We start from the raw sequence: 15,264 nt of genomic DNA on the forward strand, positions 1-15,264 counted from the left end.
GATCAGGGGTGTTGCAACGACTCCTTGAACCCAAGCAGTACACGAGCCGTGAATTCGCTGATCTGGCAAGGCAGTTCAGTGTCTGCTTGTCGGTCGGCCGGACCGGGCAGTGCTGGGACAACGCGCTCGCCGAGTCGTTCTTCGCCACCCTCAAGCGCGAGCTGATCGGCGAACGGCCGTGGCCCAGCCGCGCGGCCGCCCGATCGGCAATCTTCGAGTGGATCGAGGGCTGGTACAACATACGCAGGCTGCACAGCAGTCTCGGCTACCGCAGCCCGGCCGCCTACGAGGCCGCGCTCGCCGCTTGACCAACACACCAACGGTGTCCGTCAAAGCGGAGCAAGCTCGGCCTCACCGGAACCGGGCTCGCCCTGACGACACCACGCCCATAAATTCAGTAGATCCCTGGAGTTCGACAACTCGCCGAGAGGCGTTGCCGTGCCTCGCTGCTGCGAGGGTCGCCGAGCTGTTCGTAGAGGGTGGCTGACTCGGCCCAGAACTTTCGCGCCGCAGGGGTGTCCCCGAGGCAGGACTGGATATCGCCGGTGGCGAGCAGGCTTTCGGCTTCCTGCATGGTGTACCCATACGCACGCGCCAGGGCGAGTCGGCGCGACTCGTAGCTCAGGGCTTTGTCGTACGTCCCTGTGAGGCGGTAAACCTCAGCGATGTTGCCTATCAGCATGGTGATCCCATAGCTGTCAAAATCGAGGGCGTCGAGGATCTCCAGGGAGCGGAGGTAGCTGGCGAGGGCCAGGTCGTAGTCGTTTCGCACGAAGTGGAGGGTGCCGATATTGCAGTGCGAAGTGCCGATGGCTTTGAGATCTCGTCTCTCTTGGGAGATCGCCAACGCCTCCTCGTAGCAGTGGAGCGCCTCGGCGTGCTGATTGCGGTAGCCGAGGATCCTGGCCAGTCCGTTCAGCGCTTGTACCTTGCCATGCACGTCGCCCGCTCCATCGCATAGGTCGACTGCCTGACGCGCGTGGGTCTCGGCCTCGCCCAGATTGGGATTGGGCCGGCGGCGCTCCAGTTCCCCGTAAGCCCATGCCAGATCGAACAGCGCCCTTCCCTCGGCAAGCCGGTTCCCTGCTTTCCTGGCCGCTTCCACGGTCACCTGGCTGACCTTGGCGCTGTCGGCGATTCTGCCGCGCTCGGAGTAGATGCGTCTTAGGGTGCGCCCCAGTTGCCACGTTGTGTTGTGCTGTCCGGCTTCGGCGGCAGCCTGGAGAACGTGCTCCAGGTTGGTCTCCTCGGCCGTGAGCCATGCCAGCGCCGCGTCATGGGATGCGAATGTCGCCGGATTGCTTTCGCTCGGCACTGCAGGGGGTTCCACGACTTTTTGAAGCGTAGTCATGGCGTTGAAGACGCTGTGTGCGTACCACACTATGACTCGCACCAGCGCCGTAGCCACTTCCTCCTGTGCGGCGAGTTCGATGGCGTGGGCGCGGAGCAAGTCATGGAGTTCGTAGCGCCCCGGAAGCCGCTGCTGCAGCATGTTCTCGTCGACAAGCAGTTCCAGCGTTTCACGCGCCTGGGTGACCGTGCGGCCAGTCAAAGCAGCGGCTGCTTCGGCACTGAGATCCGGGCCCGGGTGGACCCCCAAGAGTCGGAACATGTGCTGCACCGGGTCAGGGAGCGCGCGGTAGGAGAGGTCAAGGACGGGCCGGATCGCTCGCCCGCCCGCGCGGATCGCGTCCAGCCGGCCCGCCTCCAGCTGGTCGGCCAGTGCAACGAGGGACCAGGCGGGGCGCGAGCGCAGCCGTGCGGCCGTGAGTGCCACTGCGAGCGGGAGGTGGTCGCAGCACTCGACGATGCGGGCCGCCGCCTCGCGTTCGGCTGCCACGCGATCGCGGCCCGTGATCCGTATGAGCAGGTCCAGCGACTCGGTTTCCGAGAAAGTATCGAGGAGATACGGGGTGGCCCCGTCCAATCCGGCCAGGCTACGCCGACTGGTGATCAGGACCAGACAGTCCGGACCGGCCGGAATCAGGTCGCGGACCTGGTCCTCACTGGCGGCGTTGTCCAGCAGGACGATAGCGCTGCGGCCCCGGAGGCGGTCGCGGTACATCGCCGCCCGCTCCTCCTGGTTCTCGGGGATCTGCTGCGCTGCTACCCCCAGCTGTCGCAGGAACGCCCCCAACACCGCGGACGGGTCTGCTGGCGGGTGTTCGGGGTCGAAGCCACGCAGGTTCACGTTCAGCTGGGTGTCGGTGAAGCGGCCAGCGCGGAGGAGTTCGTGCGCGGCGTGGATCGCGAGCTGGGTCTTGCCGACCCCGGCCATGCCCTCGATCGCGGAGATCACGACCGTGTTCGCATGGTCACCTTTGGGATGCCTCGTAGCGTCCGCGATCAGACCCGCGAGTTCCTTACGGCGTCCGGTGAACGTTGCCAGATCCGAGGGCAGTTGACCGAAAACCCCGACCGGGCCGCCGCTCTTGGCCAGTCTGTGCACCTTCAGGAACGCCTCGCGCCAGCGAGCAGTGGCGGGCTCGTCCATTCCGCATGCCCGGACGATCGCCACCACCAAGTCGAGATCCAGGCGCCGCCGGCCCGGCCTGAAGGCGTCCACGAGGGTGGACGGCGATACCGTCCTCGGCGGCCGCATCAGGGGACCCACCCGTTTGGCCAGGACCCGGTAAGACGGCATCCCCGCCCAGGCACGCAGCTCAGCAAGAAGGCGGACATAGTCCGCCAGATCCACAGCCTGAGCCGGTTCGGGCGCGGCTCCATACAGCTCGCTCACTGTTCCCCCCAGCGAAGTCGTGGCCCTGACAGGGAGTTTAGGGGCTGGGTGTGCGGATTCGTGCGGGATACACGACGCCACCAAGGCTCGCACAGCAGCCTGTTCCTGCCGCTTCGGACCACACCAGATCCAAGCCGGAGGCGGCGCCGTAACACCGGCCCATGAAAGGAGCCCTGTGCGAGTCAACGCGTTCCCGCGGCTTTGAGCGCCCTGGCAAGAGCTGCCCTGACGGCGGCACTCGCTTTCCCCGTCGTCCTGGCCGCCCCGGCCCTCGGCTTGGCATCCAACCCCGCGCGCTCCACTGCCTTCGGGCAGGTGCTCGCCTCGTCCCATGCCGTCACTGTCACCAGGGGTATGGCCGCAGTCCAAGGGGCTGCACCTCCTGTCCGAGCACCTCACCGATTGGGCGCGGCGAAAGCGCCGTTGCGGACGGACAACCGGTCGCGGCACCGCAGCACCGCGCCCCACCGCTACCCCTAGCCCCTGAAAGGGACCACGCGTCATGCCCACCCTTCGCCGACGCACGCTCGTCAGCGCCGCAGCTCCTGTCCTCGCGGCAGCCTGTGTCGCCACCGCGCACTGGGCGCTCGCGCTGACGGCGAGTGGCACAAGCCCCGGACCAGCGGCGTATGCCACCTCACACTCCAGCTCATCTACGCCGTCCGCGCCCGCAGCAGGCCCGGCAGCAGCTGGCGATCGCCCTGCCAATCCAGCCGCTCCGCCCGCCCAGCCGGCCCGTTCCCTCCCGCCAGGGGCCTCTCTCGCGGCGCGCGAGCTGCCCAACAACGCCAAGGCGTCCTGGAAGTCGCTCGGCGCCCCGATGTCGCGCCCCGTCGGCCACCGCAGCGGCCTCAACGAGTGCGCCGACATCACCGGCGCCACCGGATGGGTGCAGCAAGGATGGGCCAGCGCCGCGAACACCCCCGCGATCCAGGACACCTTCACCTTCCCCAGCCCTGCCGACGCGGCCCGCGCCCTGGCCCAGGCCGACGCCGGCATGCAGTCCTGCCAGGCCCCACTGCGCGCCCTGCAAATCCAGCATGGTCTGCCTGCCGACGCGACGGTCGCCCGCACCGCCACCACCACCGGCGCCAGCGCCTGGCAGTACCAGTGGAACGCGGTCTCAGGGATGTCTGCGCCCGGTCCGCAGTCCCACCACGTCTACCTCGTCCAGCACGCCAACCAGTTGACGGTCCTGCAGTACGCCGACCTCGCGACCGCAGGCCAGACCGACTCGGCCACCCTGGCCGGCGACCAACAAGTCCTGACCGCCCTGGCTACCCGCCTGCACGCCCTCCAGTGACCCGGGACCGGCCCCACTTCTTCGGCGCCGTCCCACACCTGACCACCAACCACCCACCACACCCGACTTCCTTCAAGGAGAAGCCCATGGCCGCAACCACGCGCAAGGCACTCGCCTGCCTCGCCGCCTTCACCGCCCTGACCGCCGCCACGTCCGTGGCCAGCCTCGCCGCCGGGACCACCGCCCACGCCGCCAGCTCCATCGGCGGCTCGATCACCCCCACCGAGATGATGACCCGGGCCCAGTCCTGGGTGGACAACCACGTCCCCTACAACCAGAACGCCTACGCCCCGGACCCGCAGGGCACCACCTACCGCGAGGACTGCTCCGGCTTCGTGTCCATGGCCTGGCACCTGGGCACGAGCCTCGTCGTCACCGACGGGGGCCCGTCCTTCACCAACACCGACGGCACCCCCAACACCACCTACGACACCGGCGTCGGCGCCTTCACCAACCTGCAGACCGGCGACGCGATGGCCTACCCCCACCAGCACATATTTCTGTTCGACAGCTGGACCAACAAGGCCAACGGCGATTTCACCTACTACGCGAACAGCAAGCCGACCGACCCCACCCACGGCCCCACGGCCGCCAACATCAACAACTCTACCCTGGAGGGCTGGCCGACCAGCGGCTACGTCGCCCTGCGGTACAAGAACGTCGCGAACACCACCGCGTCCCAGGGCCTGAGCAACTCCGGCGGCCTGGCCGCGCTCGGGAACTCCGGATACGAGAAGAGCTTCCGCGCCAGCGACGGCACCCTGTGGCTGGCCACCGGCGGCGGCGCCTCGATCTCCGCTGCCGCGAACCCGCTTGCGCTGGGCGTCTCCGCCGGGACCAAGCCCTCCACAGCCACGCTCGCAGACGGAAGTTCAGTCACAGCCTTCCGGGGCAACGACGGCTACCTGTGGATCGCGACCGGCAACGGAGCGACGATCAGCGCAGCGGCCAGGCCCGGCCTGCTGGGTGTGGCCGCCGGCACGAGCCCCTCGATCATCGCCCTGCCCAACGACGGCTGGGAGGTGGCCTTCACCGCCAACGACGGGACCTTGTGGCTGGCGACCGGTAGCGGAGACTCCGTCACCTCGGCCACCAACCCCATGAGGCTCGGCGTCAACAGCGGCTCCAGCCCGTCCCTCGCCGCGCTTCCCAACGGCAACTTCGAAGTGGCCTTCAAGGCGAACGACGGCTACCTGTGGCTGGCCACCGGCAGCGGCACCACCATCACCGCAGACGGCAACCCGATGAGGCTCGGCGTCGCCAGCGGCGCGAGCCCTGAAATCGTGACCCTTGCCAACGGCAACTTCGAGACCGCGTTCAAAGCCAACGACGGCACCCTGTGGCTCGCCACCGGCAACGGCACCACCATCACCGCCGACGCCAACCCCCTCGCGCTCGGCGTCGCCTGACCTGAGATCACCGCAAGCCCACTGTTCCGCGACCCGCCCTGCGGGTCGCGGAACAGCCGGCCACAGGGTGGCTCGGACCCGAGCACCGCCGACGACTACCCGTCGCACTACGCAGAGCCGCTCGGGGTCGCTAGCAGCCGCGCCGCCTCCGTGTCACCTCATGCCCAACTCATCCACGTCGAACTGACGATGGAGCCCCAATGTCCTGCTGCGCTCGGCGCCCGCTTGCGCGTCACCACGGTGCTCCCGGTGAGCAACGCAGGCGGCACCAGCCCCACAGCCTGAAGATCGCCAGCGGCACGGCGGCCAGTCACGGTCGGCCTGCCGATGCACCGCCCCGACTCCGGAAGGACACACCCGTGCTGTCCCACCGCAAAACCATGATTGAAGGCCTCGCCGCAACCGGCATCGGCGCCGTCCTCGCCCTGTCCTCACCCGTTCCCGCGTCAGCCGCCAACGAGGGCGACCACTGGATCACGACGGCGAACTGCACCGCTGACCAGAAAATCGAACTACACCTCGTCAACGGCGCCTGGCACGACGAACAAGAACTCAACCCCACGGTTGCCTCCCCCGGATGCGAGTTCGTCCTGACAGACAACGGCAGGCGGATCTCCGACACCTGGGGAGCCGGCTCCGGCTGGTGGCCTGACAGCCCCGGCCACACCATCTGCGCCACCGTCTACGACTACAACTCCCAGTCCGCCGTCTCCGGCGTCTGCAACTGAGCCGACCGGCCACGAACACCGCTCGTTCCGAACAAGCCCAAGAGGAGACATAGACCTTGAAAGCGAACCTGAAGAAGAGGCTCACCGGGACCACCATCGCAGCCGCCTTGGTCCTCGCCGGTCTGATCGGCACCGCCTCACCCGCAGCGGCAGGCGTGACGCTCGACGGCAACGGGTGCCGCTACGCCCCCGTCCAGGCGGATGGACTGTCCGTCCTGCCCTGCCTCGTCATCACCGGGCCATTCAGCCTGGCCGGCAAGGTCACCATCTCCGGCAGCAACCGGACATACGTCACCTTGTGCGAGCAGCTGCTGGGAGTCAACCCGGACGGCTCCACGTTCATCCACTCCGGCGTGCAATGTAAGACCGCCTGGGGCCCCGGGGACACGCTCTACATCGATTGGGGCCCCGGGCAGTGGGATACCTACGTTCTCCACGCCTGGTTCACCAGCCCCACCTACTGGGACGGTGGCGAGTCGGCGCGCGCGTACATCTACAGCTGAGCAGGGGGGAACATGAAGAGGAAATTCGGGCAGCCTCAAGTGATCCACGGGGCTCGCACGTCCACGCCGGTTCGCCCGGCCGGCCACGGGTAGCCGCTGCGCATCCACGTCGGCGCAGTCATGCCGCACACAGCCGTGACGCAAGGAGAACACCGTGGGAACACCCCCCAGAACTCGGAGCTGCGCCGCAGCGAGAAGGGCTCGACCGTCCAGGAGGCCGCGGAGGGCAAAGCGCGTGAAGGCGGAGCCGGTCGCGCGGGGCGGCCGCACGGTACGGACAAGGGTGACCAGGGCGGTGGCCGCGGCGGGGGTGTTCCTCCCGACCAGAAACCCGAGCACCCCTGACGCGTCCGAGAACTACCGTTCGTCGAGGTCAGCCGGTACCCGGCGGCACGGCTGCCGACCGGCTGCCTCCGTTCCGCAGCGCGCAGGCCGCCTGGCACGCCTTGGTCGGGACGGCCGGCAGCGCCCCGATGTTTCGCCGCGACAGCCGCGGACAGCCGCCGTGGAACCTGAAGTCCGCCAAGGAGTCACGGAATGACCACGGATCCGGCGCCCTCCGGCGCCTCTGCGCCCCAACCGCGGACCTTCCTGCGGCCGCTCGCCACCCCGCTACCCCTCGGATTCCTCGGCCTGGCTGTGGCCACCTTCGTCCTGTCCGGCCTGCAACTGGGCTGGGTACCGGCCGGCCAGGCGCACCAAGTGGCTCTCGTCATGCTCGCCTTCGCCTTCCCCGCCCAGCTGATCGCAGCCGTGTACGGATTCCCGTGCCGCGACGCCGCAGCCGCGACCGGGATGGGCGTACTGGCGGGGACATGGCTGACCCTCGGACTGATCACGCTCAGCAGCCCGCCGGGGTCGACGAGCGACACCGCCGGCCTCCTGCTGCTCGCGGTGGGCCTGGTTCTACTCGTCCCCGCCGTGGTCGCAGTGAACTCCAAAGGAGTCCCGGGTGCCGTCCTGCTCACCGCCGCCCTGCGGTTCCTGGTCACGGGCGCTTACCAGTACACCAGTGACAGCGGCTGGAAGACTGCTGCCGGGGTGATTGGGGTGGTCCTCGCGGCGATCGCCCTGTACGCGGCGCTCGCCCTCGAACTGGAGGGGCAACGCCACCGCACGGTGCTGCCCGTCCTTCGTTGGGGTGGGAACACCATCGCCGCCCAGGGCAGCAGCGCCGGAAGAACCGACCTGCTCAGCCGGGAGCCGGGCGTCCGCCGGGAGCTGTGACGGGCCCAGTGGGTTAGGGCCTGTTTCGAAAGTGATCTTTGCGGACCCCAAATCAAGGGCGTGTGCGGGAGGATGGGGGCCGTGGAGGGGAAGTACAGGCTGCAGCGCCAGACAAGTCGGTGGGCACGGTTTGCCCAGGTCACCGTGCACGGAGCCGTGGCCAGCGAGCCAGACGTCAGGATGGGCGTCGACGTGTTCGGGTGGCGCCGTCGGTCCTACGGCACCGCGGTGTGCGCCAGCCGCGCCGGTGATGAACGGATCCAGGCAGAGGCACGGGAAGGCGCTTGGTACGCGCTCATGCGCCTTCCCGAAGAGGCCCGTGGAGTGCTTGTTTCTGTCGTCGAGATCGTTACGGCGCCAGCTGACACGGGCCCCGGCGACGTGAAGTTCGCTGCGGCACACGCGGTCTGGCAGGCCGTCGGCCGGGAGCCGGACCGGCATCCGTGGATCGGCGAGGACGGGAATCCCGTCTTCCCGTAGCGACTTGGGTCACAGCCACTCGTTGATGGCCGCGACCAGCACGGTCGCCTCGTAGCGGACGGCAAGCTTGTCGTACCTGGTGGCCACCGCGCGGTGACGCTTGAGGCGGTTGATCCCGCACTCCACCGCGTGGCGCTCCTTGTAGTCGTCCTTGTCGAACTTCGGGGGCCGGCCGCCGTGGGAGCCGCGCTTGTGACGGTTGGCGATCTGGTCGCGCTTCTCCGGGATCGTGCACTGGATGCCACGTCGCCGCAGGTAGGCGCGGTTCGCGCGGGAGCCGTAGGCCTTGTCCGCGCGGACCTTGTCCGGCCTGGTGCGCGGCCGTCCCGACCCGAGCCGGGGCACCCGGATGCGGCCCAGGACGACCTGGAACTGCGGAGAGTCCCCGCGCTGCCCGGCGGTGATGACCAGGGACAGCGGCCTCTGGGCCTGCTCGACCGCCAGATGGATCTTGGTGGTCAGTCCACCGCGCGAACGCCCGAGGCCGTGGTCGTCGGGCTCGGTGAACACGCCCCCGGGCGGCTCGACCTGGGCATCCCCCTTTTGCGGGCGCCGGCCGCGTGCTGGTGGGCACGGGCGACCGTCGAGTCCACCGAGACATCCCAGGTGATCAGGCCCTTCGCGTGGGTCCGGGTCTGGAGCTGCTCGAAGATTCGGTGCCAGGAGCCGTTGCGCTGCCAGCGCCGGAAGAACCCGTACACCGTCTCCCACGGCCCGTAGCGTTCCGGCAGGTCACGCCACGGTATGCCGGTACGCGTGCGGAACCGTATGCCGTTGATCAACTGCCGCTTGCCGTGTACCGCCGGCCGACCAGGCTTGACGCCCACCGGCAACAACGGTTCCAGCACCGCCCACTGAGCGTCTGTCAGATCTCCCCGAGCCACAGAAGTTGATCATTGCACGACCTTGATCCACTTTCGAAACAGGCCCTAGCTTGATCTTTAAGCGTCGGTTCGAACAGTGGGTCGGCTGGTTTCGCTCGTTCGGGTAAGTGGCCGACGTGGACGCGGCCTTCGCTCGATCCTGTGGTCCGACCAAGGAACACACACGATCGCTGCGAAGGCCGCGGGGGTGAGTCTGCTGCACAGTGATGCCGAACCGGACGCATTTGCCGAACTGTCATGCTTTCGAGGCGAGTTCTACGCGTGCCTGACCCGGCGTGGGGACGCGTTGTTCGAGTTGGCGGACGCGGTGCTGTGTGCCGACGGGCCGGTGCGATCGCTGGTGGAGCTGTCGCTGGTGGGCGAGCATCGCCGCGGCCACGGCGGTCTCTACGACGCCTTGGCGAGCGGCCGCGTGGACGTCGAACGGCTGCGGCGCGCCGCTGGTCTCGGTGCCGCTGCCCCGCGCCCTCGACGGCCGGCTGGTACTCGCCGTGGACATCACCTGCTGGCTACGGCCGGACGCCCACACCTCGCCCGAGCGGATCCTGTGCCACACCTACGGGCGCGGCAAGGACCAGCACATTCCCGTTCCCGGCTGGCCCTACTCGATCATCACCGCCCTCGAGCCCGGCAGGAGCTCGTGGACGGCGCCGCTGGACGCCCGACGGCTCGCCCCCGGCGACGACGCCGCACAGACGACGGCTTGCCAACTGCGAGAACTGGTCACCCGGTTGATAGCTGCGGGCCAGTGGCACCCTGGGGACCTCGACATCCTGGTGATCGCCGACGCGGGGTACGACGGCCCGAGGCCGGCGTTCCTGCTCGCGGACCTGCCGGTCCAGGTGATCGTGCGCATGCGCTCGGACCGCGTACTGCGCCGGTCGGCTCCGCCCCGTATGCAGGGGGTCCGGGGACGACCACCGCGCCATGGAGGCGAGTTCGTCCTCGGTGACCCGGCCACCTGGGGCGTTCCGGACACCATGACCACCCCGGACACCCGCCTCTACGGCGCCACGACCGCACGCGCCTGGAACAGGCTGCACCCGCGGCTGACCCACCGCTCCTCCTGGGCCGTCCAGGACGGCACCCTGCCCGTCATCGAGGGCACGGTGATCCTCCTCGAGGTCGACCACCTGCCCAGCGGCGCGACCCCGAAGCCGGTGTGGCTGTGGTGCTCGGGCGGCGCCGCCGCCGAGGCGGACGTCGACCGACTCTGGCAGGCCTTCCTACGGCGCTTCGACATCGAGCACACGTTCCGGCTGTTCAAGCAGACGCTGGGCTGGACCTGCCCGAAGATCCGCACCCCGGAGGCGGCCGACCGCTGGACCTGGCTCATCCTGGCCGCCTACACCCAACTCCGCCTGGCCCGGCCCCTGGCAGCCGACCTACGGCGCCCCTGGGAGAACCCGGCCCCCGCCGCACGCCTGACCCCGGCCCGGGTCCGCCGCTCATTTCGGCACCTCCGCCCAATGGCCGCCTGCCCAGCCGGGGCACCGAAATCGACCCACCCCGGCCCGGGCCGGCCACCCGGACGCAAGAACACCACCCCAACCCCGCGCTACGACGTCCACACCGTCCGCAAACCCGGCACAGGGGCCGCGAAAGGCAAGAAGGCCCAGGTCACAACCCCACGGCCCCGCCGCAAGGGTTAAAGATCAAGCTAGAGCGCCGACGAGGATCGAAAGTGCTCATCTGTCTCGTCCCCCTGAGAATGCTGATGTCCGGTCGGCTCGCGTCGGGTCCGGTCGGTCTGGTCAGTGCGCCTGACGGCCGGCCACGGCCTGCGCCAGTCGATGGCGCAGCCGCTCGGCTTCGCCGTCACTGTCGTCCCTTTTCAGTGACAGCACGGAGAGCGTGCCGGCTGCGGACGGTGTGGCTGCGAAGCGGGCGATCGCCGTGCCGATCATGAGGCAGTCCGTGATGTGGTCGACCTGTTCCTCCTCCCCTCGTACACGCGGGCAGGGCTGCTCCCAGTGGCGCAATGCGGCGTCGGCCAGGATCACGCCGTCCGCGCCGTATCCGGCGACCTGGAGCGAGAGCTGCGTCCGGGCGTCGGCGCGGACCCGGCGGATCAACTCGGACCAGCCGTGCATCTCCCGGTTGACCCGCGAACGCTTCTGCTGCAGGGTCTGATAGTCGTCGTGGCGTACCCCGACGGACATGCCGACCAGCAGCTGCACCGGAACCCAGCCGGCCGTGACGAGCTTGGCGAAACCCAACCCGTCCAGGTGCGAGGTGAACGGCCACCGGGGCCTGATGGGGCCGGCGGCCCGTACCGCGGTCCCAATCACCTTGAACTCTAGGCAGTTCGGCGCTGACGGGAACGGAACCATCGTCAGCTGCGCCGCCACCACGCCGTCGCCGCCCAGAGCGGCGCACTCGGTGGCCATCCGGCCGATAGCGGTGCGCCGCGCCGTGTCCAGCACCTGCACCAGAGCGGCCGACGGGGCGCCGGTGCCTGAGAGTGCTACCGCGGACGGGTAGTACCCGCGGCCGTAACGCCCGGCATCGGCATACCGGCAGTCGAAGCAATCCCCGTACGGCCCGTAGTAGGCGACGTGGTACACGGCCGACCCCATGACCAGCCCGACCGGCTCGAAGCCGACAGATCTGAGCGCCGCGAACTCGCCGGTCGACAACACCGAGGACCAGCTACCCCGATACCGAGCCTCCGCGACCCGCGCTGCGGCCACCGGCGGCAGCCCAGCACCGTTCCATGTCCCCGTCATGCGTCCCCCGCTCCCCGCCCCCCGCACGCCACGCCCAACTCCGCTGCGGCATCTGCTTCTCGGCCTACCCAACCCCACAAGAACCCTACGCGCAGCCGGCCGGCTTCAACAATGTCCCGGGGCTTCACTCTGGCCAGAGGACGAGGCACCGGTTCGTGTGGGTTCTGGCTCATGGCCTGGTAGAGGTCGCCGACCAGGACGTGCCGCCTGACATAGGCTGTGCGGGCGGCTGATGCCGATCAAGATGGTCAGGCGCTTCATAGCGGCAACCATGGACGGGCGCGCCGGGCCCGCTCGCTCAACGTCCAGTAATCCCAGGCGACTTACACGAAGTCGCTGGGCTCTGTCGCTGATTCGGTGGTTGCCGAGGGTGGTGTCAGCCCAGGAGGATCGGTGTCGTAGGAGCGCAAAGCCGTCGCGGCACACGTTTTCCACGCCAGGGTGGTCGCGCACCAGGCTTCGAGGGTGTCGGCCTGGCTGTCTCGCGGGTCTCGGCGTCGATCAGGATCGTCGCGTAGCTGCGGCTCTTGTGCAGGGCGAAGTCGTCCACCCCGAGCACGCGCGGCGTCCGCGTTTCGCCAGGGGCACCTGCAGCAGCACGCGCAAGGCCGTATGCCGCGACACGCGCACTCCCAGGGCCGATAACGCCCGCACGCCGGCCCGCCCGGCCAGCTCGCGCACCACCGCACTGACCTGGGAGGACAGCCGAGGCGTGCGGCGCTGGTAGCGCTCGAGGACGCAGGGGAGCTGTTCGCGGAACGTCTGGCGGCAGCCCCGTGTCGGGCGGACCAGGCGTCGGACTTGGACCACCACGACGACCCGGCGTGCGTCGGCGGCGACGTCCGCGACGGTCGGCCGGTGGTAACTGTGCACTCACTCGCTCTCGGCACCGCAGGTCGGGCAGGCGACCGGGCCACCCGGCGTCCGAGCGCGGACTCGGATCAGCTCGTCCTCGCCCGAAACGCTGTCCACGACCAGCGGAGAGAGTCCCGAAAAGACCGTGTTCACAAGCTCATTGGCATCAAGCACGACGCATCGTCACACGATGATGCTCTCCGTCACCACCGAATCAGCGGCTCTGTCCCGTAATCGGTGGTGACGCTGTGTAGTGATCATTGGAGGAGGATGCGGTGGCGGAGGAGGGGGAATCCGGCTCTGCCGTGCATCTGTCTCATGATCCGTTTGGTGCGCGTGTTGACGCCTTCGGTGCGGCCGTTGCTGTAGGGGAGGGTGAGTCCGGCGTTGACGGCGGCGCGGTCGAGTTCGAGACCGTTCGCGAAGGAGTGCAGCTGGGGAAGGTCGGCGGCGCGGACCGTGGTGATCCAGTCGGTGAGCTTGGCGTCGTTCCCGTCGGCCGGGGTCAGTAGGCGGGCGAACGCGCGGGTGAGGAGGGCGAGTTCGGCCATCTCGGGGCAGGTCTGGGTGAGTTCCTGCAGGAGTGCGGTGTCCTTGTCGCGCAGGTTCTCGGGATTGGAGAGCAGGAGGCGGGCGAAGTGTTTCGGGGCGGTGACCGGTTTGTCGCCTTCCGCGCGGCCCTGGGTGATGTAGCGGTAGAGCAGGTTGAGGCTCCCGGTATAGCCCAAGTCCTTGATTCCCGGAAGAGTTGGAGGACAGGGACGGCGGGTTCCTCCGCCCGGCGGGCGCGCAGGTGGTCGCGGTAGGGGTCGACGAGCGTGGGCTTGTAGCGGGGCGCGCGGCGGTCGCCGGTGGGCTCGTTCATGCGGGCGTACCGCTTGACGGTGTTCAGCGCGACGTCGAGGCGGCGGGCGCATTCGCGCAGGCCGACGCCCTGGTCGAGCAGGTCGTGCACTCGTTTCCAGCGTTCGCGGGTGGTCTGCTCGCGCACGCCCCCGGGCCGGACAGGGTTCACGGCCGTGGCCCAGCGGGCGGCGTGGGAGCGGACCTCGGCCAGGACCTTGTCGCACAGGTTGGACCACAGGTGCCAGCGGTCGCTGACCTGGACCGCTTCGGGCAGGGCCTGGCGGATGGCCTCTCCGTAGGAGCCGGAGCCGTCCCGGCAGACGTACTCGACCCCGGGGTGCTCGCGCAGCCACGCTGCCACGGCGGGGGCGGTGCGGCCGGGTAGGACGTCGATCCGCTCGCCGGTTTCGGCGTCGATGATCACGGTCGCGTAGCGGTGCCGGCGCTTGAGGGCGAAGTCGTCGACGCCGACCACGCGCGGCACCCGCAGCGGCGGCAGTGTCTGGCGCATGAGCAGGCGCAGGGCACTCGAGCGGGAGATCGCGCACGTCAGCGCGCGGGAGAGGCGGGCGCCCGCCCGGCCCGCTAACTCCTTTACCACCGCGCCGAGTTGGTCGGCCAGGCGCCGGGTGCGGCGCTGGTAGCGCTCCACCACGCCGGGAACCTGCTCGCGGAACGTCTGCCGTGGGCAGCCGAGCACTGGGCAGACCAGGCGCCGGACCCGCACCGACGCCACGACCCGCCGCCCGTCCACCGGGACATCCGCGACCACCCGGCCGTGGAAACCGTGCACCCGCCCCGTCGGCCGCCCGCACACCGGGCACGGCACCGGATCGTCCCGCGTCCGCGCCGACACCCGGATGACCTCGCCCTCGTCTGTCACCCCCTCGATGACCAGGGCCGACAGCCCCGAAAACACCACGCTCACAAGCTCGTTGACATCGCGCACATCATGCCAACGACCGCCGTCACACTTCGTCACCACCGATTACGGGACAGAGCCGAATCAGCGACAGGCCGATACAGGCCCAGCGGCGTCGATTCGACGAACGGCAGCTCACGCAACCACTGGAACAGCCCCGACGCGTCCTGGTCGGCGAGTACCGCCACGAGCAACTCCTCGGTCGTCGAGTGAGCCTGCGCTGCTACCTCAAGGGCTCGGCGGTGTGCCGGTGAGACCTCCCCGACCAGCCCGGCCACCAACGTGCGGAGCACTTCCGCTGACGGGGTCCGCTCACTGCCCACCCCGCCCGGCGGAGTCGGCTGCGGCCGCCAGGGTCAGCGCCAGCGGGTTGCCTCCGGCAAGACGCAGCACCGCGTCCCGCCGCTCCGGCCGCACCGATGCTGCCTCCAGCAACGCTTCGGCCTCGCCACCGCTGAGCGGCCACAACTCGCGCACGTGCAGCAGACCTGCCCACGCCGGGTCGGCGGTCCCCTGCGGCTGGGGCAAGCCGCCCAGCCAGCACCACCAGTGCCCCCGGGGCTGCCTGGGGCAGGAACCGCTGCCACAATCGGCTCTCCAGCCACTGGCAGTGCTCGAACGAGTCGATGAACAGCACC

The 15,264-nt window shown here is 69.3% G+C and carries 12 protein-coding genes and 3 pseudogenes; 8 read left to right on the forward strand and 7 right to left on the reverse strand.

The genetic code is table 11. The features are described from left to right. The coding region (locus ACFP3V_RS01155; RefSeq protein WP_380578653.1) for an integrase core domain-containing protein at window positions 1-308 on the forward strand (308 nt) is incomplete at its 5' end. A gap of 86 nt (window positions 309-394) precedes the next feature. On the opposite strand, the gene ACFP3V_RS01160 is transcribed toward ACFP3V_RS01155, so the two are convergent. Beyond that, window positions 395-2,740 carry an ATP-binding protein gene (locus ACFP3V_RS01160; protein WP_380578655.1) on the reverse strand — a complete coding sequence of 782 codons (2,346 nt, stop codon included), beginning with the start codon at window positions 2,738-2,740 and terminating at the stop codon, window positions 395-397. 820 nt (window positions 2,741-3,560) lie between these two features. Between ACFP3V_RS01160 and ACFP3V_RS01165 the strand changes: the two genes are divergently transcribed. From ACFP3V_RS01165 to ACFP3V_RS01190, 6 genes are all read left to right on the forward strand, one after another. Further along, complete coding sequence (locus ACFP3V_RS01165; RefSeq protein ID WP_380578657.1) at window positions 3,561-4,043, forward strand: hypothetical protein; 483 nt, start codon at window positions 3,561-3,563, stop codon at window positions 4,041-4,043. 86 nt (window positions 4,044-4,129) lie between these two features. After that, complete coding sequence (locus tag ACFP3V_RS01170; protein ID WP_380578659.1) at window positions 4,130-5,452, forward strand: ligand-binding sensor domain-containing protein; 1,323 nt, start codon at window positions 4,130-4,132, stop codon at window positions 5,450-5,452. A 380-nt stretch (window positions 5,453-5,832) separates the two neighbouring features. Then, on the forward strand, window positions 5,833-6,180 hold the full coding sequence (locus ACFP3V_RS01175; protein ID WP_380578661.1) for a hypothetical protein: 348 nt from the start codon (window positions 5,833-5,835) through the stop codon (window positions 6,178-6,180). Between the two features lie 56 nt (window positions 6,181-6,236). Further along, window positions 6,237-6,683, forward strand: coding sequence for a hypothetical protein (locus ACFP3V_RS01180; RefSeq protein WP_380578663.1), 447 nt, complete (start codon window positions 6,237-6,239; stop codon window positions 6,681-6,683). 537 nt (window positions 6,684-7,220) lie between these two features. Continuing rightward, window positions 7,221-7,910 carry a GPR1/FUN34/YaaH family transporter gene (locus ACFP3V_RS01185; RefSeq protein ID WP_380578665.1) on the forward strand — a complete coding sequence of 230 codons (690 nt, stop codon included), beginning with the start codon at window positions 7,221-7,223 and terminating at the stop codon, window positions 7,908-7,910. A gap of 81 nt (window positions 7,911-7,991) precedes the next feature. Then, on the forward strand, window positions 7,992-8,390 hold the full coding sequence (locus tag ACFP3V_RS01190; protein ID WP_380578667.1) for a hypothetical protein: 399 nt from the start codon (window positions 7,992-7,994) through the stop codon (window positions 8,388-8,390). 9 nt (window positions 8,391-8,399) lie between these two features. Here the strand turns inward: ACFP3V_RS01190 and ACFP3V_RS01195 are convergent. Then, window positions 8,400-9,274 (reverse strand): IS5 family transposase gene (locus tag ACFP3V_RS01195; protein WP_380578669.1). Its coding sequence is split into 2 segments (ribosomal slippage): window positions 8,400-8,893 and window positions 8,893-9,274, totalling 876 coding nucleotides; the frame shifts between segments, so codons are not numbered across the junction. A gap of 187 nt (window positions 9,275-9,461) precedes the next feature. Here ACFP3V_RS01195 and ACFP3V_RS01200 point away from each other — a divergent pair. Beyond that, window positions 9,462-10,926 (forward strand): annotated as a pseudogene (locus tag ACFP3V_RS01200) (NF041680 family putative transposase). A 102-nt stretch (window positions 10,927-11,028) separates the two neighbouring features. On the opposite strand, the gene ACFP3V_RS01205 reads toward ACFP3V_RS01200, so the two are convergent. The 5 genes and pseudogenes from ACFP3V_RS01205 to ACFP3V_RS01225 form a co-directional block, all read right to left on the reverse strand. After that, window positions 11,029-11,916: a heavy metal-binding domain-containing protein gene (locus tag ACFP3V_RS01205; RefSeq protein WP_380578671.1), complete on the reverse strand. Its 888-nt coding sequence runs from the start codon at window positions 11,914-11,916 to the stop codon at window positions 11,029-11,031. A 492-nt stretch (window positions 11,917-12,408) separates the two neighbouring features. After that, window positions 12,409-13,032, reverse strand: a pseudogene (locus tag ACFP3V_RS01210) (transposase); the annotation flags it as partial. A gap of 83 nt (window positions 13,033-13,115) precedes the next feature. Further along, window positions 13,116-14,653, reverse strand: a pseudogene (locus ACFP3V_RS01215) (ISL3 family transposase). 29 nt (window positions 14,654-14,682) lie between these two features. Then, window positions 14,683-14,814 (reverse strand): hypothetical protein, encoded by a 132-nt coding sequence (locus ACFP3V_RS01220; protein WP_380578673.1) that lies wholly within the window; start codon window positions 14,812-14,814, stop codon window positions 14,683-14,685. Window positions 14,815-14,938: 124 nt separating this feature from the next. Next, window positions 14,939-15,154, reverse strand: coding sequence for a hypothetical protein (locus tag ACFP3V_RS01225; protein WP_380578675.1), 216 nt, complete (start codon window positions 15,152-15,154; stop codon window positions 14,939-14,941). Window positions 15,155-15,264 lie beyond the last annotated feature (110 nt).

The organism is Streptacidiphilus monticola, assembly GCF_042658505.1.
GTDB classification, from domain to species: Bacteria; Actinomycetota; Actinomycetes; order Streptomycetales; family Streptomycetaceae; genus Streptacidiphilus; species Streptacidiphilus monticola.

Excerpts from the sequence above, each read along its gene's own strand:
- ACFP3V_RS01165 (WP_380578657.1), top strand. The coding sequence starts at position 3,561 with ATGTCGCGCCCCGTCGGCCACCGCAGCGGCCTCAACGAGTGCGCCGAC.
- ACFP3V_RS01170 (WP_380578659.1), top strand. The coding sequence starts at position 4,130 with ATGGCCGCAACCACGCGCAAGGCACTCGCCTGCCTCGCCGCCTTCACC.
- ACFP3V_RS01175 (WP_380578661.1), top strand. The coding sequence starts at position 5,833 with ATGATTGAAGGCCTCGCCGCAACCGGCATCGGCGCCGTCCTCGCCCTG.
- ACFP3V_RS01185 (WP_380578665.1), top strand. The coding sequence starts at position 7,221 with ATGACCACGGATCCGGCGCCCTCCGGCGCCTCTGCGCCCCAACCGCGG.